Source organism: Kineococcus halophytocola, assembly GCF_041276425.1.
GTDB lineage: Bacteria > Actinomycetota > Actinomycetes > Actinomycetales > Kineococcaceae > Kineococcus > Kineococcus halophytocola.
In genome coordinates this window covers 90,250-114,901 of record NZ_JBGFTU010000003.1, presented here as the reverse complement: position 1 = coordinate 114,901, position 24,652 = coordinate 90,250, and the positions used below count along the sequence as shown (strand labels likewise).

General features: G+C 74.6%; 22 protein-coding genes and 1 pseudogene. 13 read left to right on the top strand and 10 right to left on the bottom strand.

The genetic code is table 11. From position 1 onward, the window contains the following. The first annotated feature begins 360 nt into the window (after nucleotides 1-360). From AB2L27_RS03490 to AB2L27_RS03465, 6 genes and pseudogenes are all read left to right on the top strand, one after another. Nucleotides 361-2,916, top strand: coding sequence for a DNA translocase FtsK (locus AB2L27_RS03490; protein WP_370440192.1), 2,556 nt, complete (start codon nucleotides 361-363; stop codon nucleotides 2,914-2,916). Nucleotides 2,917-3,085: 169 nt separating this feature from the next. Continuing rightward, the gene (locus AB2L27_RS03485; RefSeq protein WP_370440077.1) at nucleotides 3,086-3,982 is read left to right on the top strand and encodes an NYN domain-containing protein; all 897 of its coding nucleotides are present in this window, start codon (nucleotides 3,086-3,088) and stop codon (nucleotides 3,980-3,982) included. A gap of 55 nt (nucleotides 3,983-4,037) precedes the next feature. Further along, nucleotides 4,038-5,513, top strand: a complete 1,476-nt coding sequence (rimO, locus tag AB2L27_RS03480) for a 30S ribosomal protein S12 methylthiotransferase RimO (RefSeq protein ID WP_370440076.1) — start codon at nucleotides 4,038-4,040, stop codon at nucleotides 5,511-5,513. Next, nucleotides 5,510-6,091, top strand: a complete 582-nt coding sequence (gene pgsA, locus AB2L27_RS03475; protein ID WP_370440075.1) for a CDP-diacylglycerol--glycerol-3-phosphate 3-phosphatidyltransferase — start codon at nucleotides 5,510-5,512, stop codon at nucleotides 6,089-6,091. The genes rimO and pgsA overlap by 4 nt, the downstream gene beginning before the upstream one ends. Further along, nucleotides 6,088-6,612, top strand: coding sequence for a CinA family protein (locus AB2L27_RS03470; protein WP_370440074.1), 525 nt, complete (start codon nucleotides 6,088-6,090; stop codon nucleotides 6,610-6,612). Before pgsA ends, AB2L27_RS03470 begins: the two co-directional genes overlap by 4 nt. Nucleotides 6,613-6,763: 151 nt before the next feature. Beyond that, a pseudogene (locus AB2L27_RS03465) lies at nucleotides 6,764-7,000 on the top strand (helix-turn-helix domain-containing protein); the annotation flags it as partial. Nucleotides 7,001-7,351: 351 nt separating this feature from the next. On the opposite strand, the gene AB2L27_RS03460 reads toward AB2L27_RS03465, so the two are convergent. Continuing rightward, nucleotides 7,352-8,254 (bottom strand): DNA-formamidopyrimidine glycosylase family protein, encoded by a 903-nt coding sequence (locus AB2L27_RS03460; RefSeq protein WP_370440073.1) that lies wholly within the window; start codon nucleotides 8,252-8,254, stop codon nucleotides 7,352-7,354. A 4-nt stretch (nucleotides 8,255-8,258) separates the two neighbouring features. Next, the gene (locus AB2L27_RS03455) at nucleotides 8,259-12,977 is read right to left on the bottom strand and encodes an ATP-dependent helicase (RefSeq protein WP_370440072.1); all 4,719 of its coding nucleotides are present in this window, start codon (nucleotides 12,975-12,977) and stop codon (nucleotides 8,259-8,261) included. 77 nt (nucleotides 12,978-13,054) lie between these two features. Between AB2L27_RS03455 and AB2L27_RS03450 the strand changes: the two genes are divergently transcribed. Next, entirely contained in the window at nucleotides 13,055-13,279 is a 225-nt protein-coding gene (locus AB2L27_RS03450) for a DUF3046 domain-containing protein (RefSeq protein ID WP_370440071.1), read from the top strand. 10 nt (nucleotides 13,280-13,289) lie between these two features. On the opposite strand, the gene AB2L27_RS03445 is transcribed toward AB2L27_RS03450, so the two are convergent. Continuing rightward, nucleotides 13,290-13,457, bottom strand: coding sequence for a hypothetical protein (locus AB2L27_RS03445; RefSeq protein WP_370440070.1), 168 nt, complete (start codon nucleotides 13,455-13,457; stop codon nucleotides 13,290-13,292). Further along, nucleotides 13,448-14,434, bottom strand: a complete 987-nt coding sequence (locus AB2L27_RS03440; RefSeq protein WP_370440069.1) for an SMP-30/gluconolactonase/LRE family protein — start codon at nucleotides 14,432-14,434, stop codon at nucleotides 13,448-13,450. The genes AB2L27_RS03445 and AB2L27_RS03440 overlap by 10 nt, the downstream gene beginning before the upstream one ends. A 192-nt stretch (nucleotides 14,435-14,626) precedes the next feature. Between AB2L27_RS03440 and recA the strand changes: the two genes are divergently transcribed. From recA to AB2L27_RS03425, 3 genes are read left to right on the top strand one after another with little or no spacing between them, the layout of a single operon-like run. Beyond that, the gene (gene recA, locus AB2L27_RS03435) at nucleotides 14,627-15,673 is read left to right on the top strand and encodes a recombinase RecA (protein ID WP_370440068.1); all 1,047 of its coding nucleotides are present in this window, start codon (nucleotides 14,627-14,629) and stop codon (nucleotides 15,671-15,673) included. Next, nucleotides 15,670-16,185: a regulatory protein RecX gene (locus tag AB2L27_RS03430; protein WP_416211189.1), complete on the top strand. Its 516-nt coding sequence runs from the start codon at nucleotides 15,670-15,672 to the stop codon at nucleotides 16,183-16,185. The genes recA and AB2L27_RS03430 overlap by 4 nt, the downstream gene beginning before the upstream one ends. Before the next feature lie 9 nt (nucleotides 16,186-16,194). Then, entirely contained in the window at nucleotides 16,195-16,488 is a 294-nt protein-coding gene (locus AB2L27_RS03425; protein ID WP_370440066.1) for a putative quinol monooxygenase, read from the top strand. Between the two features lie 23 nt (nucleotides 16,489-16,511). Here the strand turns inward: AB2L27_RS03425 and AB2L27_RS03420 are convergent, their stop codons facing one another. The 4 genes from AB2L27_RS03420 to AB2L27_RS03405 form a co-directional block, all read right to left on the bottom strand. After that, entirely contained in the window at nucleotides 16,512-17,402 is an 891-nt protein-coding gene (locus AB2L27_RS03420) for an amino acid ABC transporter permease (protein ID WP_370440065.1), read from the bottom strand. Beyond that, nucleotides 17,399-18,049: an amino acid ABC transporter permease gene (locus AB2L27_RS03415; RefSeq protein WP_370440064.1), complete on the bottom strand. Its 651-nt coding sequence runs from the start codon at nucleotides 18,047-18,049 to the stop codon at nucleotides 17,399-17,401. The genes AB2L27_RS03420 and AB2L27_RS03415 overlap by 4 nt, the downstream gene beginning before the upstream one ends. A gap of 83 nt (nucleotides 18,050-18,132) precedes the next feature. Continuing rightward, a complete protein-coding gene (locus tag AB2L27_RS03410; protein WP_370440063.1) occupies nucleotides 18,133-19,032 on the bottom strand; it encodes a glutamate ABC transporter substrate-binding protein in 900 nt (299 codons plus the stop codon). Nucleotides 19,033-19,080: 48 nt separating this feature from the next. Further along, on the bottom strand, nucleotides 19,081-19,881 hold the full coding sequence (locus tag AB2L27_RS03405) for an amino acid ABC transporter ATP-binding protein (protein ID WP_370440062.1): 801 nt from the start codon (nucleotides 19,879-19,881) through the stop codon (nucleotides 19,081-19,083). A 119-nt stretch (nucleotides 19,882-20,000) separates the two neighbouring features. Between AB2L27_RS03405 and miaB the strand changes: the two genes are divergently transcribed. Continuing rightward, the gene (miaB, locus tag AB2L27_RS03400; protein WP_370440061.1) at nucleotides 20,001-21,509 is read left to right on the top strand and encodes a tRNA (N6-isopentenyl adenosine(37)-C2)-methylthiotransferase MiaB; all 1,509 of its coding nucleotides are present in this window, start codon (nucleotides 20,001-20,003) and stop codon (nucleotides 21,507-21,509) included. A 168-nt stretch (nucleotides 21,510-21,677) separates the two neighbouring features. On the opposite strand, the gene AB2L27_RS03395 is transcribed toward miaB, so the two are convergent. Beyond that, nucleotides 21,678-21,998: an antitoxin gene (locus tag AB2L27_RS03395; protein WP_370440191.1), complete on the bottom strand. Its 321-nt coding sequence runs from the start codon at nucleotides 21,996-21,998 to the stop codon at nucleotides 21,678-21,680. 78 nt (nucleotides 21,999-22,076) lie between these two features. Here AB2L27_RS03395 and miaA point away from each other — a divergent pair, with 78 nt between their 5' ends. Together miaA and dapF are read left to right on the top strand one after the other, a co-directional pair. Beyond that, nucleotides 22,077-23,063: a tRNA (adenosine(37)-N6)-dimethylallyltransferase MiaA gene (miaA, locus tag AB2L27_RS03390; protein ID WP_370440060.1), complete on the top strand. Its 987-nt coding sequence runs from the start codon at nucleotides 22,077-22,079 to the stop codon at nucleotides 23,061-23,063. Next, complete coding sequence (gene dapF, locus AB2L27_RS03385) at nucleotides 23,060-23,992, top strand: diaminopimelate epimerase (protein ID WP_370440059.1); 933 nt, start codon at nucleotides 23,060-23,062, stop codon at nucleotides 23,990-23,992. Before miaA ends, dapF begins: the two co-directional genes overlap by 4 nt. Here the strand turns inward: dapF and AB2L27_RS03380 are convergent. Then, nucleotides 23,976-24,611 (bottom strand): class I SAM-dependent methyltransferase, encoded by a 636-nt coding sequence (locus AB2L27_RS03380; protein WP_370440058.1) that lies wholly within the window; start codon nucleotides 24,609-24,611, stop codon nucleotides 23,976-23,978. The genes dapF and AB2L27_RS03380 overlap by 17 nt on opposite strands. Between the last annotated feature and the right edge of the window lie 41 nt (nucleotides 24,612-24,652).

Sequence of the window (24,652 nt, the reverse complement as noted above, 5' to 3'; positions counted from 1 at the left end):
CGGTGCCGGGCGGGAGAGGGTGGGGCGCGGCCGGGTGCTCGCCCGGTCGGCGCACCCGCGTCCCGGTACGGTGACCGCATGGCCACCCGGGGGGCGACCCAGCGCAGCGACCAGCGCACGACCCAGCGCACGACGCGCAGCAGCAGCAGGGGAGGGGCCTCCACAGTGGCGACCGGTTCGCGAGGTGGCACCAAGGGCACGACGAAGTCCGCCCCGGCCGGGGGCCGGGCCCCCGCCCGCTCCACGGGCACCCGGGGTGCCCGTCCCGCCGCCAACCGCTCCTCGGCCAAGGCGCCCGCCAAGCGGGCCCCCGTCAGCACCGGCCCCTCCTGGCCCGTGCGGGCCGTGACCGCCGTCTACATGGGCTGCGCCCACGTCGTCGGTGGCGCCGCCCGCCGCATCGGCACCGGGGCCCGCGACCTGGACCCCGAGCTGCGCCGCGACGGCGCCGGCTTCGCCCTGCTCGCCCTGGCCATCGTCGTCGCCGCCCGGGAGTGGTGGGGGTTGCCGGGCCGGGCGGGCGCGGTGATCCACACCGTGGTCGCCGGCACGTTCGGCGAGGTCGCCCTGGTGCTGCCCGTCGTCCTCGTCGGGCTGGCCGTGCACCTGCTGCGCCACCCCGACCACACCCAGACCACCACGCGGGCCGTCGTCGGCTCGGCGGCGCTGACGCTGGCCACGGCCGGACTGGTGCACCTGGCCACCGGCGCGCCCTCGCCCACCGGGCCCGAGGGCGCCGGAGCCGTCACCGACTCCGGCGGGATGCTGGGGTTCCTCGTCGCCGGACCCCTCACGACGGCGCTGACCGGGTGGGTCGTGGTCCCGATCCTGGTGCTCCTGGGCTTCTTCGGCGTCCTGGTGCTCACCGCGACCCCCGTGCACGCCATCCCCTCCCGGCTGCGCGAGGCGTACGAGCGGCTGACCCACCACCCGCACCGTCCCGCCCCCGCTCCGCGGGCCTCGCGCGAGGACCGGCGCGACCTGCCCGCCTCGGCGCTGGCCCGCCAGCGCGCGGCCCGGGCGGTCGAGGCCGGGCCGGGGGAGGGGGAGGACGCCCCGCCGCGCCGCCGCGGGCGCAAGGCCGCCGCGCAGGAGGCGCAGGAGGCGGCCGCCCGCGTGGGGGACGAGGCGTTCGAGCAGGCCGCCATCACCGACGCCGCCGTGGAGGAGACCGGGCGCCCGCCCCGTCCCGGCGAGCGCCGGGCGGTCCCCTCCGACGTCCCCTCGGTGCGCGAGGCCCTGACCGCCGTCGAGGCCCCGGTCGTGGACGGCGCGTCGGTGCCGGCCAGCAAGCCCAAGGACCTCCCGCCGCCGGACGCCACCCCGCTGCCCCCGCGGATCGAGCAGCTGACGCTGGCCCCGGACGTCACCTACTCCCTGCCCGAGGCGGCGGCCCTGACCCCGGGGACCCCGCCGAAGGAGCGCAGCGCGGCCAACGACCGCGTCGTGGAGGCGCTGTCGGGGGTCCTGGACCAGTTCGACATCGACGCCCGGGTCACCGGGTTCTCCCGCGGCCCGACGGTCACGCGCTACGAGGTCGAGCTCGGCCCCGGCACGAAGGTCGAGCGGGTCACGCAGCTGTCCAAGAACATCGCCTACGCGGTGGCCAGCGCCGACGTGCGCATCCTGTCCCCGATCCCGGGCAAGTCCGCGATCGGCATCGAGATCCCCAACAGCGACCGCGAGACGGTCTCCCTGGGGGACGTCCTGCGCTCGCACGCCTCGACCTCCACCGAGCACCCGATGGTCATGGGCGTGGGCAAGGACGTCGAGGGCGGGTTCGTCGTGGCGAACCTGGCCAAGATGCCGCACCTGCTCGTCGCCGGGGCCACCGGCGCCGGGAAGTCCAGCTTCGTGAACTCGATGATCACCTCGATCCTCATGCGCGCCACGCCCGACGAGGTGCGGATGGTGCTCGTGGACCCCAAGCGCGTCGAGCTGACGATCTACGAGGGCATCCCGCACCTCATCACCCCGATCATCACGAACCCGAAGAAGGCGGCCGAGGCCCTGGAGTGGGTCGTGCGCGAGATGGACGTGCGCTACGACGACCTCGCGGCGTTCGGGTTCAAGCACGTCGACGACTTCAACAAGGCGGTGCGGGCCGGCAAGGTCACCCCGCCGGAGGGTTCGCAGCGGGTGCTGCACCCCTACCCGTACCTGCTGGTGATCGTCGACGAGCTCGCCGACCTCATGATGGTCGCCCCCCGGGACGTGGAGGCCTCCATCCAGCGCATCACCCAGCTCGCGCGCGCCGCCGGGATCCACCTGGTCCTGGCCACCCAGCGCCCCTCGGTCGACGTCGTCACCGGTCTGATCAAGGCCAACGTCCCCTCGCGGCTGGCGTTCGCGACGAGCTCGCTGGCCGACTCCCGCGTCGTGCTCGACCAGCCCGGCGCCGAGAAGCTCGTCGGGCAGGGGGACGCGCTGTTCCTGCCGATGGGGGCCTCCAAGCCGATGCGCGTGCAGGGGGCCTGGGTCACCGAGAGCGAGATCGAGGCCGTCGTCTCGCACGTGAAGTCGCAGTTGCAGCCGGTGTACCGCGAGGACGTGGTCGCTCCGACGCAGAAGAAGCAGATCGACGAGGAGATCGGCGACGACCTCGACGTGCTGCTGCAGGCCGCCGAGCTGGTGGTGACGACGCAGTTCGGGTCGACGTCGATGCTGCAGCGCAAGCTGCGCGTGGGGTTCGCCAAGGCCGGGCGGCTCATGGACCTGCTGGAGTCGCGGGGGGTCGTCGGGCCCAGCGAGGGGTCCAAGGCCCGCGACGTGCTGGTGCGCCCGGACGACCTGCCCGCCACCCTGGCCCTCATGCGGGGGGAGGAACCGCCGACGGCCGCCGAGCCTACGGGGGAGCCCGAGGTCGTCGACGTCGAGGGCACCGAGGACGCCTGGGAGCTGCTGGACCGCCGCTGACGGCTCGCCCAGCGGGTGGGGGTCGTGGGGGGGGGTGGGGGGGGGGGGGGGGAGCGGAGCGCCGGTAGGTTCGGCGCTCCGCTCCAACGACTCGGAACGGTGCGCACGACACGTCACGCAGAGCAAGCGCACCGTCGACCATCGGTGACTCTCCGTGTAACTTTGACCCATGGACGCGCCCCGACCCGCAGAGCCCGGCCGGCCGTCCGCCGACCGGCCCGGCGAGCGGGGGGAACGCCGCGAGACCGAGCGCCGCGACCTGGACCTCCTGGTCTGGGACGCGCCGAACATCGACATGACGCTGTCGGCCATCCTCGGGTCGCGGCCGGCGTCCTCGGACCGCCCGCGGTTCGACGCGATCGCCCGCTGGTTCCTGGCCGAGGCCGCCGACCACGAGGTCGAGGGGTGCGTGTTCACGAACGTCCACCCCACGAGCGCGGTCTCGCTGCGGGGGTGGATCGAGGCGCTGCGCAACTTCGGGTACGCCGTGTTCGCCCGGCCCAAGGTCCACCCCGAGGACGACGTCGACGACGCGATGCTGCAGCACATCGCCTCCCGGCAGGCCAGCCACCGGCTGCGCCGGGTCGTCGTGGCCAGCGGGGACGGCCGCAACTTCCTCGGCCCCCTGGAGGAGCTGCACCGCGCGGGGGTGCGGGTCGTCGTCCTGTCCTTCGCCGAGGTCGCCGGGTACGCGCAGGAGTCCGCGCTCATCGAGTTCGTCGACCTGGAGGACGTGCCGGGCGCGTTCCAGGTGTCCCTGGGCCGGACCCGGCTGACGGCCCTGCCCCCCGACGGCGGCTGGTTCCGGCCCACCCGGCCCATGCGGGCCCTGCTGGAGGACGGCCCGCCGCTGGAGCACCCGCACCACCCCCCACCGGCCACCGAGCCCGCCCGCGAGCCCGCCCGCGAGCCCGCCCGCGAGCCCGCCCGCGAGGCGGAACCGCCGCGCACCGCCGCGGACGCCGCCTCCGGGTCGACCGAGGACCCCCCGGGCCGGGCGGCCCCCGGGGTCGGGGAGGTCGGGCGCGTCCCCGCCGGACCGTCCCCTCGCGCCCGCACCGGCTGATCCGCCCGGGCGCCGCCGGGCCGGGGCCCGGCCGGGGGACACGTACCCTGGGGCGGTGCCCACCCCCACCCGTTCCGTCGCCCTCGTCACCCTCGGTTGCGCCCGCAACGACGTCGACTCTGAGGAGCTGGCGGGCCGGCTCGCCGACGCCGGGTGGACCCTGGTCGAGGACGCCGACGGCGCGGACGTCGCCGTCGTCAACACGTGCGGGTTCGTGGAGCAGGCCAAGAAGGACTCCATCGACACGGTGCTGGCCGCCGCCGACCTGAAGGAGGCCGGTCGCACGCGCGCCGTCGTCGCCGTCGGGTGCATGGCCGAGCGCTACGGCAAGGACCTCGCCGAGTCGCTGCCGGAGGCCGACGCCGTCCTGGGCTTCGACTCCTACACCGACCTGTCCAGCCACCTCGAGGCGATCCTGCACGGAGAGAAGCGCGAGTCCCACGTCCCGCGGGACCGGCGCACCCTGCTCCCGCTGGCCCCGGCCGAGCGCCAGGCCGCCCGCGCCGCGACGTTCCAGACCACGCCGGGCACCGAGCCGGACCTGCCCGAGGGCCTGGCCCCGGCCAGCGGCCCGCGGGTCGTGCGCCGCCGGCTGGGGTCCGGTCCCTGGGCCCCGGTCAAGATCGCCGCCGGCTGCGACCGCCGCTGCTCGTTCTGCGCCATCCCCGCCTTCCGCGGCTCCTTCGTCTCCCGGCCCGCCGAGGAGGTCCTGGCCGAGACGCGTTGGCTGGCCGGGCAGGGCGTGAAGGAGGTGTTCCTCGTCAGCGAGAACACCACCTCCTACGGCAAGGACCTCGGGGACCTGCGCGCGCTGGAGGCGCTGCTGCCGCAGGTCGCCGCGGTCGAGGGCATCGAGCGGGTGCGCGTGTCCTACCTGCAGCCGGCCGAGGTCCGCCCGGGCTTGCTGGACGCCCTGACCACCACACCCGGGGTCGTGCCCTACTTCGACCTCTCCTTCCAGCACTCGGCGCCGAACGTGCTGCGCCGCATGCGCCGCTTCGGCAGCACCGAGGCGTTCCTGGCCCTGCTGGAGCAGGTGCGCGAACGCTTCCCCACCGCCGGTGTGCGCTCCAACGTCATCGTCGGTTTCCCCGGGGAGACCGAGGACGACGTGGACGAGCTGTGCTCCTTCCTCGAACGCGCCCGCCTCGACGTCGTCGGCGTGTTCGGCTACTCCGACGAGGACGGCACCGAGGCCGCCACCCTGGAGGGCAAGCTGCCCGAGGACGTCGTCGCCGCCCGCGCCGACCGCGTGAGCCGGCTCGTGGAGGAACTCGTCGCCCAGCGCGCCGAGGAGCGCCTCGGGGAGGTCGTCGAGGTGCTCGTGGAGTCCGTCCTCGACGAGGACGGTGACCCGCACGTCGTCGGCCGCGCCGCCCACCAGGGCCCCGACGTCGACGGGGAGACCGAGCTGGACCTGCCGCCCGGGGTGGACGTCGCGGTCGGTGACCTGGTCCGGGCCCGGGTCACGGGGGTGGCCGGAGCCGACCTGCTCGCCGAACCGCTGGTGGGTACTACGGTCGGGGCATGAGCACCAAGGCGGGTCTGCACTGGCGGAACGCGCACCGGGTGCACCTGCCGAACGCGCTGACCGTGCTGCGGATCGTCGTCGTGCCGGTGTTCGTCTGGTTCCTGGCCGCCGACGGGGGGACGAACTGGCGCTGGCGGATCGCCGCGAGCGTGGTCTTCGTCGCCGCCAGCATCACCGACCGCTACGACGGGCACCTCGCCCGCCGCTGGGGGGTCGTCTCCGACTTCGGCAAGATCGCCGACCCCATCGCCGACAAGGCGCTCATCGGCGCCGGTCTGGTCGTCCTGTCGTTGCAGGGGCGGTTGTGGTGGTGGATGACGGTGGTCATCCTGGCCCGGGAACTGCTGGTCACCCTGCTGCGCTTCATCGTCATCCGTCGCGGCGTCATCCCCGCCGCCAAGGGCGGCAAGGTCAAGACGGTCGTCCAGACCGTCGCGGTGGGCCTGTTCGTCCTGCCCCTGCCGGCGGCGCTGGACCCGCTGTGCCTGGCGGTGATGGCGGTCGCGGTGGTCCTGACGATCTGGAGCGCGTGGGCGTACGTCGTCGCCGGGGCCAGGCTCCTGCGCCCGGGCGCGTGAGCACCGCCGCGCCGGCCGTGGTCGCGGCGCTGACCGCCGCCGGCCGCACCGTGGCCACCGCCGAATCGCTGACCGGTGGGCTCCTGTGCGCCGCGCTCGTCGACGTGCCCGGTGCCTCCGCCGTCGTCCGCGGCGGCGTGGTGGCCTACGCGAGCGAGCTGAAGGCCGGCGTGCTGGGGGTGGACGCGGACGCCCTGGCCCGCACCGGGCCCGTCGACGGTGCCGTGGCCGAGCAGATGGCCCGGGGCGCTCGCCGCGTGCTCGGCGCGGACGTCGGCCTGGCCACCACCGGCGTCGCCGGGCCCGGCCCGGCCGACGGGTTCCCCGCCGGGACGGTGTTCGTCGCCGTGGCCGCCGACGACCTGCCCGGGGGCGCCCGGCACGTGCGGTTGCAGGTCCCGGGGGACCGGGCCGCGGTGCGGGGGGAGACGGTGCGCGCGGTCCTGGCCGAGCTCGCGGCCCTCCTCGGTGCCGCCGCGGGTGCCCGGTCCGAGGAACAGGACGCCGCGCCGGGGAGTTGAGCCGTACGTGCGCAACCCCGTTCCCACCACCCCCTCCGCGCCCCGTCCGGGGTACGGTGGTGGTTCCACTACGGGCAGCCACCGCACAGCGCCGGACGGACGACCGGTGCTGACGGGACTGCCACCTCGACTCCCTGAGGGAGGCCGCCGCATGGTCGTGCTCCGCCGGACGATCGGTGACGTGCTGCGCGATGAACGGCGCGGGCAGCAGCGGACGCTGCGCGAGGTCTCCTCGACGGCACGGGTCTCCCTGGGGTACCTCAGCGAGGTCGAACGTGGCCAGAAGGAGGCCTCCAGCGAGCTGCTGGCCTCCATCTGCACGGCCCTGGACGTCCCGCTCTCGGAGGTGCTGGGGGAGGTGACCCGGCGCATCGCCGACGAGGAGGGCGCCGGGACGCGCCGCCGCTTCGCCGCCGAGGGCATCGTCCCGGCCGCCCCGCGACCGGCTCCCGCCGAGGTCGTCGCCCCCGCCCCGCAGGAGCCGGCCCCGTTGCCGGGGTTGGACACCGGGCTGGAGGCCGGGTTGGAGGCAGACCTGGACACCGACCTGGACACCGACCTGGACGCCCTCGTCGAGCAGGCCGTCGACTCGGTCGTCGATCACGCCATCGGTGCGGCCCTGGGGGAGGTCCCCAGCCGGGAGTTCTCCGTGGAGCTGGAGGGCCTGCCCGCCGAGCTGGAGCTCATCGTGCGCCGCCGCCTCACCCCGGCGGCCTGACCGGGGTCACGACCTCCCGGATCACCTCCGCGCGCGGTAGGCGCGCGCGGTCTGCGGCCGGCCGGAGCTGCCCAACGGGCGCTGCGGCCGGCCGCCGTCCGTGGGGGCCGGGCCGCGCTGGCAGCCGGGGCAGTAGAACGCCGTCCGGTCCTGCGGCGGGTCCCCGATCATCGCCACCCGCACCGTCGCCCCGCACCGCAGGCACGGCAGGCCGGACCGGGCGTGGGCGTAGTTCTGCCGACCCCGGCGCAGGTCACCTGTGGTCACCTGGTCGGCACGGTCCTTGTTGAGGTCCAGCAGCCGGTGCACCAGGGCCACGAACGCCGTCGGGTCCTGCAGGTCCCGCACCGGTGACCAGGGCGTGAGCCGGGCCAGGAAGCACGCCTCGGCCAGGTAGAACGTGCCCACCCCGGCCAGCACGCGCTGGTCCAGCAGCGCCGCCCCCACCTCCCGGCCGGGGTCCTGCAGCAGCCGCCGCTCGGCCTCCACCGGGTCCCAGCCCGGGCCCAGCAGGTCCGGGCCGAGGTGGCCGACGAGCTCGTGCTCGCGGTCGGTGGTGACGAGGTCGAGCATCCCCAGCTTGTGGCCCACCGCCGTCCAGACGTCGGTGCCGAGCACGGCGCGGACACCGGAGGCCGAGCGGCGCCCGCCGGGGTCGCCGGTCCGCTCGACGAACCAGGACCCCTCCATCCGCAGGTGGCTGTGCAGCGTGAGCGCCGGTTCCGGTGTCCCGTCGGCGGCCGGGCCGGCCGCGATCCGGGTCAGGACGTGCTTGCCGGCGCTGACGACCTCGACGACCTCGCGGCCGGTGAGGTCGACGGTGGCCAGGCTGGGCCAGCGCAGGTCGCTGCCGGTCAGCTCCCGCCCCGACAGCGCCCGGTGCAGGCGCCGTGCGGTGCGCCAGACGACGTCCCCCTCCGGCACCGGCTCAGCTCCGGATCCGCAGACCGCGGGGCGTGGCGTGGAAGCCGGCGCCCTCCAGGGCCCGGCCGAGGGGGGAGTCGGCGGCCAGGACGCCGCTGCCGTCGGCCTTCTCCACCGTCAGCTTGCCCAGCACCCCCTCGCGCACGGCCAGGGCCAGGGCGTCGGCCGCGGGCTGCAGGACGTCCTCCTGCGTCGTCCAGGACAGCACCGACCGGCCCCCGCGCTCGACGTACAGGACCAGCTCGCCGTCGACCAGCACGACGAGGGCGCCCGCCTTGCGACCCGGGCGGTGACCGCTGGCCCCGGTGCTGCCCTCGGGCCGATCGGGCCACGGCAGCGCCGCGCCGTAGGGGGTCGCCGGGTCGGTGGCCGCCAGCACCAGCGCACCCGGCCCGGTGTCCGGGGCACCGCGCCGCTGCGACGGGCTGGTGCCCCCCACGGGCTTGGCCGTGTCCCGCAGCCGGTCCACCGCACCCGTCGTGGCGAACTGCGAGGCGCCCAGCCCCTCGACGAAGTACCCGCGGCGGGCCCGGCCGGCGTCCTCGAACGCCGAGAGCACCTTGTAGACCGCGGCGAACCCCCCGGGGACGCGCTCGCTGCCGACCGCACCGCGCGTCAGCACGCCGTGCCGGTCCAGCAGCACCTCGGCACTGGCGTGGGCGCGCACCGTCGCGTCGGTCTCGACCTCCGGCAGCAACGACCAGCGTCCCGCGGCCGACGGCGGCCCGCTGCGCGAGGGCAGCTCCAGGCGCCGGGTGCCGCGGGGCGCCCGGCCCGGGCGCGCGTACCGCGTCCGCGGCGCCGCCGCCCGCGGCTTGTGGGCGCCGCGACCCCCGAGGCGGTTGCGCAGCGGCGCCAGCGTGTCGTTGGTCAGCCGCCCCGCCCACACCAGGTCCCACAGGACGGTGGTCAGCCCCGGGTCGTCGGTGGAGCCCACGGCGTCGGACAGGGCCCGGAAGAAGTAGGCGCCCCCACCCCCGAGCGCGTCCAAGACGGCGCGGTGCAGCTCGGTGTCGACCTCGACGTCGGCCTCGGCCGGGTCCGGCAGGGTCAGCGGGGCCAGGTCGGCCGGGTGCAGCGAGACCCACCCGTCGTCCCCGGGCAGGCTGCCGTGCCCGGACCACACGACCTCCCCGGCCGCGGTGAGCTCGTCGAGCATCGCCGGCGCGTACCCCTCGACGCGGGAGGCGAGGACGAGCGGTTCCAGCGCGCTGGCCGGCACGACCGCGCCGGCGAGCTGCTCCACGACGCGCAGCACCCCGTCGACGCCGCGCATCCGCTGCCGCAGGCCGGTGCTCACGCCCTGCCAGGCGGGCAGGAACCGGGCCAGGTCGCGCGGGGGGACGGGCTCGACGTCGGCGCGCAGCGCGGCCAGCGACCGGCGGCGCAGGATGCGCAGGACGTCGGCGTCGCAGAACTCCAAGCCCGTCCCGCCCGGGCGCAGCTCGCCCTCCACGAGGCGGCCGGAGGCCTGCAGGCGGCGCAGCGCGTCGTGGGCCACCGCCCGGCCCACGCCGAAGCGGGCCGCGGCGTCGGTGACGGTGAACGGGCCGCGCGTGCGGGCGTAGCGCCCGAACAGCTCGGCCAGCGGGTCGGCCACCGGTTCGGTGAACGCCTCGGGGATGCCGACGGGCAGCGGGGTGCCCAGACCGTCGCGCAGCCGGCCGGCGTCCTCGATGACGGCCCAGTGCTCCTCCCCGGCGATGCGGACCCGGATGAGGCGGCGCGCCCCCTCCAGCCCCGCCAGCCAGCGCGCGGCGTCGCCTTCGCTGCGGGCGGCGACCTCGGCGGTCGTCAGCGGCCCCAGCACCCGCAGCAGGTCCGCCACGTCCTCGGCGTCGGTCGACTTCCGCTCGGGCACGAGGCGCTGCAGCTCGTCCTCGGTGCGCTGCACGGCCTCGGGGTCCAGCAGGTCGCGCAGCGCCGCGCCCTCGCCGCGGCCCAGCAACTCGGCCAGCAGGCTCGGGTCCAGGGCCAGCGCCGCGGCCCGCCGCTCGGCCAGCGGGGAATCGCCCTCGTAGAGGAACTGCGCGACGTAGCCGAACATCAGGCCGCGGGCGAAGGGGGAGGGCTGGGGGGACTCGACCTCGACGATGCGGACCTTCCGCGCGGCCAGGTCGCCCATGAGCTGTTCCAGGCCCGTCACGTCGAAGACGTCGGACAGGCACTCGCGCACCGTCTCCAGCACGATCGGGAAGCTCGCGAACCGGCTCGCGACCTGGAGCAGCGAGGCCGCGCGCTGGCGCTGCTGCCACAGCGGCTGACGTCGGCCCGGCTGACGGCGGGGCAGCAGCAGGGCCCGGGAGGCGCACTCGCGGAACCGGGAGGCGAACAGCGCCGAGCCGCCGATCTCGGCCGTCACCAGCTCGGCCACCTCGTTCGCCTCCAGCGCCACGAGGTCGGCCACGTCGGGGGCCTGCCCCTCGGGCAGGTCCAGGTCCGGCAGTCGCAGGACGATCCCGTCGTCGGCGGGCATGGCCTGGACGTCGACGCCGAACCGTTCGCGCATCCGGGCCCCCAGGGCCAGCGCCCAGGGGGAGTGGACCTGGCCGCCGAAGGGGGAGTGCAGGCAGATGCGCCAGTCCCCGAGCTCGTCGCGGAACCGCTCCACGACGATGGTGCGGTCGTCCGGGACGTGCCGCGTCGCCTCCTGCTGCTCGGTGAGGTAGGCCAGCAGGTTGCCCGTGGCCCAGTCGTCCAGCCCGGCGGCCAGCACGCGCTCGCGTGCGGCATCGCCGCCGAAACCCCCGTCGAGGGACCCCAGTTCGCGGACGAACTCCCCCAGGGCCCGGCCGAGTTCGGCGGGTCGGCCCAGCGCCTCCCCGTGCCAGAACGGCAACCGCCCCGGCTGCCCCGGGGCGGGCGTGACGAGCACGCGGTCGTGGGTGATGTCCTCCACCCGCCACGCCGAGGAACCCAGGGTGATGACGTCCCCGACGCGGGACTCGTAGACCATCTCCTCGTCCAGTTCCCCCACGCGCCGGCCCGGGCCCTCCCCGGAGGCGAGGAACACGCCGAACAACCCGCGGTCGGGGATCGTGCCGCCGCTGGTCACCGCGAGCCGTTGCGCCCCGGGACGTCCGGTGAGGGTGTCGGTGACGCGGTCCCACACCAGCCGCGGGCGCAGCTCGGCGAACTCGTCGCTCGGGTACCGCCCGGACAGCATGTCCAGGACGGCGTCGAGCACCGCGCGCGACAGCGTCGCGAACGGGGCGGCGCGCTGGGCCAGGGCCAGCAGGTCCGGCACCGTCCACTCGTCCATCGCGACCATCGCCACGATCTGCTGGGCCAGCACGTCGAGGGGGTTCGCGGGGACGCGCAGCTCCTCGATGCGGCCGTCGCGCATGCGTTCCACGACGACCGCCGTCTGCAGCAGGTCCCCGCGGAACTTCGGGAACAGCACGCCGCGCGAGACCGCGCCGACCTGGTGCCCGGCCCGGCCGACGCGTTGCAGCCCGCTGGCCACGCTGGGCGGGGACTCCACCTGGACGACGAGGTCGACGGCCCCCATGTCGATCCCGAGTTCCAGGCTCGACGTGGCGACGACCGCGGGCAGCCGTCCGGCCTTGAGGTCCTCCTCGATGAGGGACCGCTGCTCCTTGGAGACCGAGCCGTGGTGGGCGCGGGCCAGGACCGGTGGGCGGTTCTGCGCGTGCCCGGCGGCACCCATCACCTCGGCGGGGGGAGCCGCGGGGGCGTCCCCGTCCTCCCCCTCGGGGTTCAGGCGCTCGTCCCAGACCTCGTTCAGGCGCGCGGTGAGCCGTTCGGACAGCCGGCGGGAGTTGGAGAACACCAACGTGGAGCGGTGGTCGGCCACGAGGTCGACGATGCGTTCCTCCACGTGCGGCCAGATGCTCGCCCGGCGCGGGTTCCCCGCCGCCTGCCCCGTGAGGTCGTCGGGGTCCTCCGCGCCGCGACCGGAGGCGTCCAGCTCGCTCATGTCCTCCACGGGGACGACGACCTTGAGGTCGAACTCCTTCGTCGACGGCGGCTGCACGACGGTGACGGGCCGCCCGCCCGAGACCCACTCGGCGACCGTCTGCACCGGGCGCACCGTGGCCGAGAGCCCGACGCGCTGGGTGGGTTCGCCACCGGCGGCGGTGACGAGCGCGTCGAGGCGTTCCAGCGACACCGCCAGGTGCGCCCCGCGCTTGGAGCCCGCCATCGCGTGGACCTCGTCGAGCACGACCGTGCGCACCCCGCGCAGCTGCTCGCGCGCCTTGGACGTCAGCAGCAGGAACAGCGACTCCGGGGTGGTGATGAGCACGTCCGGCGGCGTGCGGGTGAACCCGCGGCGCTCCTCGGCCGAGGTGTCCCCCGAGCGCACGCCCACGCGCACGTCGGGCACGGGCAGGCCCAGGCGCTGGGCTGCCTGCCGGATGCCCGTCAGCGGGGAGCGCAGGTTGCGCTCGACGTCGACGGCGAGGGCCTTGAGGGGGGAGACGTACAGCACCCGGCAGCGGTGGTCCTTGTCCTCCGGCACCGGCTCGGCCGCCAGGCCGTCCAGGGCCCACAGGAACGCCGACAGCGTCTTGCCCGACCCCGTGGGGGCCACGACGAGCGCGTGCCGGCCGCGGCTGACGGCGTCCCACGCGCCGAGCTGGGCGGGGGTGGGGGCCTCGAACGCCCCGGTGAACCAGGCCCGGGTGGCCTCGGAGAACCGGCCCAGCACCTCCGGTGCGGACAGGTCGGGGGCCGGTGCGGCCGGGCGCGGCGTGCTCACCCCGTCATGACACCACCCGCCTCCGACACGTGCGCTTCGTGACGGCGGCCCGTGCGCCGCGTGGCACCCTGGCGCCCATGCGCGTCAGCGAGTTCTGGACCCTGGTCACCGACGAGTTCGGGGACGCCTACGGGCGCTCGCTGGCCGCCGACCAGCACCTGCTGGCCCTGGACGACCGCACCGCGCGCGAGGCCCTGGACGCGGGCGTGGACCCGAAGGCGATCTGGCTGGCCCTGTGCGACGCCATGGACGTGCCGCAGGAGCGCCGGCTGGGGAAGGACCCGCGCCCCCGGCGCCGCTGACCCGCCCAGCTCACTCGCCGGTCGCGCCGTCGATCCGCTCGCGCAGCAGGTCGGCGTCCAGCCCCGCGACCTTCCAGGCGAACGTGGCGCGGTGGACGTCGAGGAAACCCGCCAGCGTCTCCCGCTCGCCGTCCCGCTGCGGCGGCTCCGGGCGCGCGGGTTCCGGCGTCAGAGCCACGTCAGGTCCGCGCCCACGGCGGCCGTCCGCAGCCGGTACAGGCTCGTGGAGGCGGCCACGAACAGGTCGGTGCCCTCCGCGCCGCCGAAGCAGACGTTCGCCACGACCTCGCCCACGACGACCTCCAGCAGCCGGGTGCCGTCGGGGGCGAACACCGTGACGGCGTCCCCGTTGCTCGTCCAGACGTTCCCGGCGGTGTCGACGCGGAACCCGTCGGCCAGGCCGCGGTCGACCTCGACGAACACGCGGCCGTTCTTCACGACCGGCCCGGACGGGACGGCGCCGGCGCCGCGGCCCCCGCGGACGCCGGTCAGCACGTCGTAGACGCGGATGAGCCGGTGCGTCCCGTTGCCGGGGGTGGGCGCCGCGGAGGTGTCCGCGACGTAGAGCAGGGACTCGTCGGGGGAGAAGGCCAGGCCGTTGGGCTCCTCGACGTCGGTGACGACGACGCGCAGCTCCTCCGTCGCCGGGTCGAAGCGGAAGACGAAGTTGTCCCCGTACTCGCGGAACCCCTCGTGCCCCTCCACCTCGACGGTGATCCCGTACGGCGGGTCGGTGAACCAGATCGCGCCGTCGCGGGCCACGACGACGTCGTTGGGGGAGTTGAACCGCTGCCCGGCGAACCGGTCGACGAGGACGTGCGTGGTGCCGTCGGCCTCGGTGCGCTCGATCGCGCGGCGCCCGTGCGAGCACGCGACCACCCGGCCCTCGCGGTCGAGCGTGCGCCCGTTGGTGAACTCCACCCCGTCGCGGTGCACGGTCAACCCGCCACCGCCCTCGGCCTCGGTGCCCGTCGCCTCGTCCCAGCGCAGGACCCGGTTCCCCGGGATGTCGCTGACGACGCAGGCGCGCTCGGCCGGCAGCCACAGGGGGCCCTCGGCCCACGTGCTGCCGCTGCCGAGGCGTTCGAGGGCGGCGCCGGCCGGGACGAGGGCGGCGCCGCGCGGATCGAGGACCTGGGGGGTGTGCGGGGTCACGGCGGCGAGCCTAGCCACCGACACGCCACCCGGCGCCGGCTTGGGATCGAACACGTGTACGGATAGCATCGCGGTGTCCACAGGGGCTCGCCGGGCCGCGTCGTCCACAGTCCACCGCTCGCGCGGGGGTCGTGTCGGAGGTCCGTCCTAGCGTGACCCGCATCAGTTGGAACCACGACCAGAGGTGAGGACATGCCCGCTCCTGCGGACCGCGAGAAGGCCCTCGACGCCGCGCTCGCCGCGATCGACAAGAACTTCGGCAAGGGCTCGGTCATGCGGCTGGGCGACGACGTCCGCCCCCCGATCGAGGTCATCCCCACCGGTGCCATCGCCCTCGACGTGGCGCTCGGCATCGGCGGCCTCCCGCGCGGGCGCGTGGTGGAGGTCTACGGCCCGGAGTCCTCCGGGAAGACGACGGTCGCCCTGCACGCGGTGGCCAACGCCCAGCGCAAGGGCGGCATCGCCGCCTTCATCGACGCCGAGCACGCGCTCGACCCCGACTACGCCGCCAAGCTCGGCGTGGACACCGACGCCCTGCTCGTGTCCCAGCCGGACACGGGGGAGCAGGCGCTGGAGATCGCGGACATGCTGATCCGCTCCGGCGCCCTCGACATCATCGTCATCGACTCGGTCGCGGCCCTCGTGCCCAAGGCCGAGATCGAGGGCGAGATGGGTGACAGCCACGTCGGTCTGCAGGCGCGGCTCATGTCGCAGGCCCTGCGCAAGATCACCGGTGCGCTGAACCACTCGGGCACGACGGCCATCTTCATCAACCAGCTCCGCGAGAAGATCGGCGTCATGTTCGGCTCGCCCGAGACGACGACGGGCGGCAAGGCGCTGAAGTTCTACGCCTCCGTGCGCCTGGACGTGCGCCGGATCGAGACGCTCAAGGACGGCACCCAGCCCGTCGGCAACCGGACCCGCGTCAAGGTCGTCAAGAACAAGGTGTCCCCGCCGTTCAAGCAGGCGGAGTTCGACATCATCTACGGCCAGGGCATCTCCCGGGAGGGCGGCCTCATCGACCTCGGCGTCGAGCACGGCTTCGTCCGCAAGTCCGGCGCCTGGTACACGTACGAGGGCGACCAGCTCGGTCAGGGCAAGGAGAACGCCCGCGCCTTCCTGCGCGACAACCCCGACCTCGGCGACGAGATCGAGAAGCGCATCAAGGAGAAGCTCGGCATCGGCGCCCGGATGGACGCCCCGGCCGAGGTCGACGCCGAGGCGAAGGTCGAGTTCTGAGCCCTCGCGAGCAGACGCCCCCCGGTCCGGAGGAGAACCCGGACCGGGAGGCCGACCCGCGCGAGGTCGCCCGCACCATCGCGTTGCGCCAGTTGACGATGGCCCCGCGCACGCGGGCGCAGCTGGCGGACAAGATGGCCGCCAAGGAGGTACCGGCCGACGTCGCGGTCGAGGTCCTGGACCGCTTCGAGGAGGTCGGTCTCGTCGACGACCGCGCCTTCGCCGACGGCTGGGTGCGCTCACGCAGCGTCGGCCGCGGCCGGCGCGCCCTGGCCCAGGAGCTGCGCCGCAAGGGCGTGGACGACGAGACCGCCGCGCAGGCCCTGGAGGCCGTGGACCACGACACCCAGCTCGAGGCGGCGCGCGACCTCGTGGAGCGCAAGCTGCGCTCGGTGCGGGGCCTGGAACGGGCCGTGGCCGAGCGGCGCCTGTTCGGGATGCTGGCCCGGCGCGGGTTCCCCACCGACGTCGTGCTCCGGGTCGTGCGCGAGGCGCTGGAGGAGCAGGCGTAGGTTCGGCCCGTGACCACCATCGCGATCCTGGAACTGACCCTCACGGCGGAGGGAGTCGCCCAGGCCCCCGCCATCCTCACCGAGACCCTCGAGGCGACGCGCTCCTTCGAGGGGAACCTCGGCTGCGAGGTCCTCTTCGACAACGCCGACGAGCGGCACGTCTCGATCGTCGAGCGGTGGGAGTCGGTGGAGCACGACGACGCCTACCGGGCCTTCCGCGCCACCCCGGAGGGCGCCTCCCGGTTGGGGGGCATCGTCGCGGGCCGCAAGCTCACGCTGTACACGGTCCGCGACGACATCTGAGCGAGGCCCCCGGGAGGCGGCGGTCAGACGTTCTGGCCGCCGGTCACCCGCACCCCCTCGTCGACCGGGACGTCGGCCTTCGAACGGCCCGCGCCGGACATCCGTCGCTGGACGAGCTTCGCGATCTGCTCCAGCGCGAGGTTCATGACGATGTAGATCAGGCCGATGACGAAGTAGGTCTGCAGCGTGTTGTCCAGCGCCCCCGACAACTGGTCGGCGATCTTGCCCAGGTCCTGGATGCCGGTCAGCACGATGCTGGCCAGGGCCGTGTCCTTGAGGATGACGACGAGCTGGCTGATGAGGGCCGGCAGCATCGCCCGCACCGCCTGGGGCAGCTGGACGAAGCGCATGACCTGTCCCCGGGTCAGGCCGACGGCGAGCCCGGCCTCCACCTGCCCCTTGGGCAGCGACTGGACCCCGGCGCGGGTGATCTCCGCGATGATCACGCAGTTGTAGAGCGTGAGCGCGATGACCAGGGACAGCAGCGGCCCTCGGTGGGCGCCGACGGCGCGCAGCAGGATGTCGGTGTAGAGGATCGTGACGATCACCGGCAGGCCGCGCAGCAGTTCCATCACCCCGACGAGGGGGGTCCGCGCGACCCGGCCCAGGCTCAGCCGCAGCGAGGCCAGGACCAGTCCGATGACGAGGGACGCGGCGACCGCCAGCCCGGCGCCCAGCAGGGTGACCCGCAGGCCGTCACCGATGCGCTGCCAGACGACGGGGAAGTCCTCGTCGGTGGGGTTGACCAGCGGGTTCCACAGCTCGGCGTCGAGCTGGCCGCGGTCGGCCAGGCGCACCACGACGAGGACGAGCAGGACCAGCAGCACCAGCCCGGCCACGACGCTGCCGGCGAGGGTGCGCCGCCGGGCCTTCGGGCCCGGGGTGTCGAAGAGGACAGCGGTGGGGGCGCTCATCGGGCGATCACCGTCCGGCGTTCGAACAGGGCCAGCAGGCCGGCCGCGGACAGGGTCAGGACGAGGAAGCCGACGGCCATGCCGGTGATGGCGGGCAGGGCCGCGTAGCCCTGGGCACTGGTGAGGCGGTTGTAGGCGCTGAAGAGGTCCCCGCCGACGCCGATGGCACCCACGACCGCGGAGTTCTTGATCATCGCGATGATCACGTTGCCCACGGGGGGCACCACCGCCCGCAGCGCCTGCGGCATGACGACCAGGCCCAGGGTCTGGGCGAACGTCAGGCCGATGGAGCGGGCCGCCTCGGCCTGACCGGTGGGGACGGTCGAGATGCCCGAGCGCACCGCCTCGCAGACGAAGGCGGAGGTGTAGAGGACCAGCCCGGTGACGCCGAAGGCGTAGAACGAGACGTTGATCCCCAGGGCGGGGATGCCGAACGCCATGGTGAACAGCACGATCGCCAGCGGGGTGTTGCGCAGCCAGGTCACGTAGAAGGCACCGAACCCGCGCAGGACGGGCACGGGGGAGATGCGGAAGACGGCCAGGACCGTGCCCCACGCGAGACTGCCGACCGCGCCCCACAGGGCGATGCCCAGGGAACGCAGGAAACCTCCCCACCACAGGTCGAGGTTCTCCGTCACGACACTCACGGGTCAGGCCTCCGAGGGCTCAGCGGCGCAGGGGGTGGACCCGCCCGGAGGGACGGGCCCACCCCCTGCGCGCGGCGGGTGGGTCAGGAGCAGGGGTCGGCCTGGGGCAGCGTCGGCACCTCGGTGCCCTCGAACTGCCCCGCGGTCGCCGTCCAGGCCTCCTCGTAGGAGCCGTCCTCGGACATCTCCTGCAGGGTCTCGTTGATGAACTCGCAGAAGGCGGTGTCGCCCTTCTCGATGCCGATCCCGTAGGGCTCCTCGGTGAACTGCTCACCGACGAGCTTGAACTCGCCCTCGTTCTCGGCGACGTAGCCGGTGAGGATGACGTTGTCGGTCGTCATGGCCTGCACCTGGCCGTTCTTCATGGCGTCGACGCAGTTGTCGTAGACGTCGAACTCGACGAGCTGGTCGGGGGCGGCCAGGTACTGGCGGATGTTCTCGGCCGGGGTGGAGCCGGTGACCGAGCAGATCTTCACGTCCGGGTTGGCCGCGAGGTCGTCCGGCCCGGTGATGGTGGTGTTGTCGGCGTTCACCATGATCTGCTGGCCGGCCTCGTAGTAGGGGCCGGCGAACGTGACGCGCTCCTTGCGCTTGTCGTTGATGGTGTACGTGGCGACCACCATGTCGACGTCTCCGTTGGCGATGAGGTCCTCGCGCTGGGCGCTGGGGGCCTCGGTCCAGTTGATGCCGTCCGGCTCCACCCCGAGCTTGGCGGCGATGTACTCCGCCACGTCGACGTCGAAGCCCTCGGGGTCACCGGACAGGTTGGCCAGGCCGAACCCGGGCTGGTCGTACTTGGTGCCGATGGTGATGCTGCCGGCCTGGTTGATGTCGGCCATCGTCGTGCCGGCCTCGAAGGAGGCGCTGGTGTCGGCGCTGGGCTGGGCGGCCTCGTCGGTCGAGGAGTCCCCGCCGCCGCAGGCGGTGAGGGCGAGCAGGGCGGCGGCCGTGCCCGCCAGGGTGAGCGATCGCAAGGACCTCATGGGGTGGATTCCTCCGGGGGTGGGGTGCGGTCGGTCGGTGGGGTGGGGTCAGTGGGTGAGGATCTTCGAGAGGAAGTCCTTGGCACGGTCGTGCCGGGGCGCGGTGAAGAACGTCTCGGGGTCGGTGTCCTCCAGGATCGCCCCGTCGGCCATGAACACGACGCGGTCGGCGGCGCGGCGGGCGAAGCCCATCTCGTGCGTGACGACGACCATGGTCATGCCCTCCTTGGCCAGGGAGGTCATGACGTCGAGGACCTCGTTGATCATCTCCGGGTCCAGGGCCGAGGTCGGCTCGTCGAAGAGCATGACCTTGGGGTCCATGGCCAGGGCCCGCGCGATGGCCACGCGCTGCTGCTGGCCGCCGGAGAGCTGGGCGGGGTACTTCGCGCCCTGGTCGGCGAGCCCGACCCGGGCCAGCAGCTCCTCGGCCCGCTTGCCGGCCTGAGCGGCGCCGATCCCGCGGACCTTGATCGGCCCGAGGGTCACGTTCTCCGTGACCGTCTTGTGCGCGAAGAGGTTGAAGGACTGGAAGACCATCCCGACGTCGGCGCGCAGCCGGGCCAGCTCCTTGCCCTCGGCGGGCAGGGCCTTGCCGTCGATCGTGATGCGCCCGGAGCCGATCGTCTCCAGGCGGTTGATCGTGCGGCACAGGGTCGACTTGCCCGACCCCGACGGGCCGATGACCACGACGACCTCGCCCTCGGCGATCGTCAGGTCGATGTCGCGCAGGACGTGCAGGGCACCGAAGTGCTTCTGCACGTTCTCCAGGCGCACGAGCGGACGGCGGTCCGGGCGTGCGGACGGGGTCGGCGCCGCTGGCGTCTGAGGGGCCTGCGCCTGGTCACTCATGCCGCTGGACCGTACAGCAGCTGCTCACGATGTCCACGGAAACGCCACGCCGGTGGTGGGATCGTGACGAGACGGTGACTCCGGTGGGGGCCCGGCGTGGTCACCTAGACTGGCCGGTGATGAGCACGACGACCGCCCCCGCCCAGCCGGACCCGCGGCGCACCTACCAGGTGCGCACGTTCGGCTGCCAGATGAACGTGCACGACTCCGAGCGCCTGTCCGGTCTGCTCGAGGACGCCGGGTACGTGCGCTTCGACGAGGCCGGCGGTGGTGGGCCGGTGGAGCCGGACGTCGTCGTCTTCAACACCTGCGCCGTGCGCGAGAACGCCGACAACAAGCTGTACGGCAACCTCGGCCACCTCGCCCCGGTCAAGGAGCGCCGCCCGGGCATGCAGATCGCCGTCGGTGGCTGCCTGGCGCAGAAGGACCGCGGCGAGATCGTCCGCAAGGCCCCCTGGGTCGACGTCGTGTTCGGCACCCACAACGTCGGCTCGCTGCCGGTGCTGCTCGAACGCGCCCGGCACAACGCCGAGGCCCAGGTCGAGATCCTGGAGTCCCTGGAGACGTTCCCCTCCACGCTGCCCACGCGCCGGGAGTCGCCCTACGCGGCGTGGGTCAGCATCTCGGTGGGGTGCAACAACACCTGCACGTTCTGCATCGTGCCCGCGCTGCGCGGCAAGGAGAAGGACCGCCGCCCCGGCGACGTCCTGGCCGAGGTGCAGGCCCTGGTCGCCGAGGGCGTCCTGGAGGTCACGCTCCTGGGGCAGAACGTCAACACGTACGGCGTCGAGTTCGGCGACCGCCTCGCCTTCGGCAAGCTGCTGCGCGCCACGGGTGGGATCGAGGGCCTGGAGCGCGTCCGGTTCACCAGCCCGCACCCCTCCAGCTTCACCGACGACGTCATCGACGCCATGGCCGAGACGCCCAACGTCATGCCCAGCCTGCACATGCCCCTGCAGTCGGGGTCGGACCGCGTGCTGAAGGCGATGCGCCGCTCCTACCGGCAGTCGCGGTTCCTCGGCATCATCGACGGGGTCCGGGCCCGCATCCCGGACGCGGCGATCACCACCGACATCATCGTCGGCTTCCCCGGTGAGACCGACGAGGACTTCGAGCAGACCCTGCACGTCGTGGAGCAGGCGCGGTTCTCCAGCGCCTTCACCTTCCAGTACTCCCCGCGCCCGGGCACACCGGCCGCCACGATGGGCGAGCAGGTCCCCAAGGCGGTCGTGCAGGAGCGCTACGAGCGCCTGACGCAGTTGCAGGACCACATCACCTACGAGGAGAACGTCGCCCAGACCGGCCGCACCCTCGACGTCCTCGTGGCCGAGGGGGAGGGGCGCAAGGACGCCGCCACCCGGCGGCTGTCCGGCCGGGCACCGGACAACCGCCTCGTGCACTTCTCGGTGCCCGACGGCACCGCCCTGCGCCCGGGCGACGTGGCCACGGTGACGGTCACCCGCGGTGCGCCGCACTACCTGGAGGCCGACGACCTCACCTCGTTCGCGGTGCGCCGCACCCGCGCCGGGGACGCGTGGGAGGCCCGGCAGGCCCGCCCCGAACCGGAGGTCCAGGACGGGCCGCGCGCGGTGGGGCTGGGGATGCCGTCCCTGCGCCGCGCGCTCTGAACCGGCGCCCCTACTTCGCCGGCGGCGTCGCGGGGTCCGGCACCGGGTCCGGACCGGGCGTGGGCCCGGGGTCGGGCAGCGGCGGCTCACCGGGCTGACCGGGGCTGGGCACCGGGCTCGGCGGGGTCGGGGTGGGCGGTGGGGTCGGGATCGTCATCGTCGTCGTCGTCATCGCACGGGTCCTCTCATCGTGGTGCCGTCGGAGCTGACGCCCCCGCGCATCGGGGTGCCTCCCTCGGGCAGGCTGGACGGCGGGGCCTGGTCGGCCGCGAGGTCGACGCCCCGGCGGGCCAGGTCGCTGACCCTGGTGACCTGACCGGCGAACCGGCCGTCGGTGCGGCTGTTGACGAACTCACCGGCCTTGCCGATGGCGCCGCCCGCGCGGTCGGAGTGCTCGGCGGCGAAGGACCCGGCCCGGCCGCGCGCCTGGTCGGCGAGGTGCAGGGCCTGGTCGGTGGCCTCACCGATCTTGCCCTTGAGGTAGTTCATGGTGCCCACGGCGTCCTCCCTGGTCGTGCGGTGGTGGGGTGCTCCGGATAGTGCCCGATGCTCTGCCACGATGACGCGGTGGGCCACTCGAACGTTCCCCCGCCCGGCCCGCCGTCGCACGAGCGCCCGCCGGTGGTCGCGCTCGTGGGGCCGACCGCCTCGGGCAAGTCCGACGTCGGGGTGGCGCTCGCGCGGCTGCTGGCCGGGCGCACCGGGACGCCGGGGGAGGTGGTCAACGCCGACGCCCTGCAGTTCTACCGGGGCATGGACGTCGGCACCGCGAAGATCACCCCCGCCGAGCGCCGCGGGGTGGCGCACCACCTCCTCGACGTCCTGGACGTCACCCAGACCGCCGAGGTCGCCGTCTTCCAGGGCTGGGCGCACGACGCGTTCGAGGACGTCACCGCCCGGGGCGGGGTGCCGGTCCTCGTCGGCGGCTCGGGGCTGTACGTCCGCGCCGCCCTGGACGACCTGCGCTTCCCCGGCAAGGACCCGGACGTCCGGGCCCGGTGGGAGGCCGAGCTGGAACGGGTCGGGCCCCAGGCGCTGCACGCCGTCCTGGCCGGACGCGACCCCGCCGCCGCGGCCGTGATCCTGCCCTCCAACGGCCGCCGCGTCGTGCGGGCCCTGGAGGTCGGGGAGATCACCGGCGAGCCCTTCGCCGCCTCGCTGCCGGAGCAGACCTACCGGCGCCCCACCGTCCAGGTCGGCCTGGTCGTGCCCCGCGAGCAGCTCGTGGCCCGCATCGACGCCCGCGTGGACCGGATGTGGGCCGCCGGGCTCGTCGAGGAGGTCCGCGCCCTGGAGGGGCGGGGGTTGCGCCAGGGGCGCACCGCCGGCCGCGCGCTCGGGTACGCGCAGGTCCTGGACGCCCTCGACGGGCTCACGACGCTGGAGCAGGCCCGCGAGCTCACCGCCCGGCTCACGCGCCGCTTCGCCCGCAAGCAGGACGCCTGGTTCCGTCGCGACCCGCGCGTGCACTGGCTGCCCGCCCCCGACGGCACCGACCCCGAGGACCTGGCCCGGCGGGTGCTGGACCTGCTGCCCGTAGCATCGCCCGCGTGACCAGCGAGATCACCTTCACCAAGGGCCACGGCACCGAGAACGACTTCGTGCTGGTCGCCGACGCCGACGGCACCTGGGACCCGGGCGCCGACGTCGTGGCGTGGCTGTGCGACCGACGGGCCGGGATCGGGGCCGACGGCCTCGTGCGCGCCGTGCGCAGCGCCGCCGAACCCGCTGCGGCGCAGTGGGCCGAGCAGGCCGAGTGGTTCATGGACTACCGCAACGCCGACGGCTCGGTCGCCGAGATGTGCGGCAACGGGGTCCGGGTGTTCGCCGAGTTCCTCCTGCAGCAGGGTCTGCTGCCCGAGGCGGCCGCGACCGGGGAGTGGTTCGCCGTCGCCACCCGCGCCGGGGTCAAGCGGCTGCGCCGGGAGGGCGAGGGCAGCTGGACCGCCGACCTGGGGCCGTGGCACCTCACCGGCGGCCGCCGGGCCCTGGTCGACGGCTCCGACGCGCTCGTGCACGTCGAGGGCCTGGACGGGGTGGCCCGCCCGGCGCTGTCGGTCGACCTCGGCAACCCGCACACCGTCGTGGCCCTGCCCGACGAGGACGAGCTCGCCTCGGCCGACCTGACCCGCGCTCCGCAGGTGCAACCGGAGCCGCCGCACGGCACGAACGTCGAGCTCGTCGTCCCCGTGGACGCCATCGACGTCAACGGCGACGGCGACGCCGACATCGGCGACGTGTCCATGCGCGTGCACGAGCGCGGCTCGGGGGAGACGCGCTCGTGCGGCACCGGGGCCTGCGCGGCGGTGCTGGCGACGCGGGCGTGGGCCGGGGAGGGCGCGCCCGGCGTGTGGCGGGTCCGCGTGCCCGGGGGCCGGCTCGTCGTGACGGTGGCGGCCGGGTCCACGCTCACCGAGGGCACCGTGTGGCTGTCCGGCCCGGCCCGGCTCGTCGCGACGGGGACCGTCACGCTTCCCGGCTGACCGTCAGCACGCGGAACCCCTTGGCCGTCGTCGCCCGCTCGGTCCGCGTCCCCGGCAGCACGCCGGAGCCCAGCCAGGCCTGCAGGGAGTCCGCGCCGAGGTTCTTCTGCACCACCAGGTGCGCCCGGCCGCCGGGGGCCAGCCGCGGCAGCCACTGCAGCAGCAGCGCGTGCAGGGCCTCCTTGCCGATGCGGATCGGCGGGTTCGACCAGATCTCGGTGAAGCGCAGGTCGGGGTCCACCGCGTCGGGCAGGCTCGCGCGGACCTCGACGCCGAGCCGGTCGGCGTTGCGCCGCACCAGGTCCAGCGCCCGCTCGTTGACGTCGACGGCGTGCACGACCTGCCGGGGCCGGGTCAGCGCCAGGCTCAGGGCGACCGGCCCCCAGCCGCAGCCCAGGTCCAGGACGTCCCCGGTGCGGTCCGCCGCGCCCGGGTCGTCCTGGAGCAGCGGCAGCAGGACGGCCGTGCCCTTGTCGAGCCGGTCGCCGCTGAACACGCCCCGCGCCGTGGTCACCGTGACGTCGCGCCCGGCGAGGTGGACGGTCAGCTCGCGGCGCTCGTCGGCCGTGGCGGGCCGGGCGGTGAAGTAGTGGTCGGGGGCGGGCTGGGGCTCGGGCACGACGGGCAAGCCTAGGCCCGCCGGGGACCCCCGGCCACGAC

What these genes read in the sequence shown, in the direction of transcription:
- recA (WP_370440068.1), top strand. Translation starts at nt 14,627, where the DNA reads ATGCCCGCTCCTGCGGACCGCGAGAAGGCCCTCGACGCCGCGCTCGCC.
- AB2L27_RS03485 (WP_370440077.1), top strand. Translation starts at nt 3,086, where the DNA reads ATGGACGCGCCCCGACCCGCAGAGCCCGGCCGGCCGTCCGCCGACCGG.
- AB2L27_RS03490 (WP_370440192.1), top strand. Translation starts at nt 361, where the DNA reads ATGGGCTGCGCCCACGTCGTCGGTGGCGCCGCCCGCCGCATCGGCACC.
- AB2L27_RS03450 (WP_370440071.1), top strand. Translation starts at nt 13,055, where the DNA reads ATGCGCGTCAGCGAGTTCTGGACCCTGGTCACCGACGAGTTCGGGGAC.
- AB2L27_RS03410 (WP_370440063.1), bottom strand. Translation starts at nt 19,032, where the DNA reads ATGAGGTCCTTGCGATCGCTCACCCTGGCGGGCACGGCCGCCGCCCTG.
- AB2L27_RS03420 (WP_370440065.1), bottom strand. Translation starts at nt 17,402, where the DNA reads ATGAGCGCCCCCACCGCTGTCCTCTTCGACACCCCGGGCCCGAAGGCC.
- AB2L27_RS03395 (WP_370440191.1), bottom strand. Translation starts at nt 21,998, where the DNA reads ATGAACTACCTCAAGGGCAAGATCGGTGAGGCCACCGACCAGGCCCTG.
- miaB (WP_370440061.1), top strand. Translation starts at nt 20,001, where the DNA reads ATGAGCACGACGACCGCCCCCGCCCAGCCGGACCCGCGGCGCACCTAC.
- AB2L27_RS03405 (WP_370440062.1), bottom strand. Translation starts at nt 19,881, where the DNA reads ATGAGTGACCAGGCGCAGGCCCCTCAGACGCCAGCGGCGCCGACCCCG.
- pgsA (WP_370440075.1), top strand. Translation starts at nt 5,510, where the DNA reads ATGAGCACCAAGGCGGGTCTGCACTGGCGGAACGCGCACCGGGTGCAC.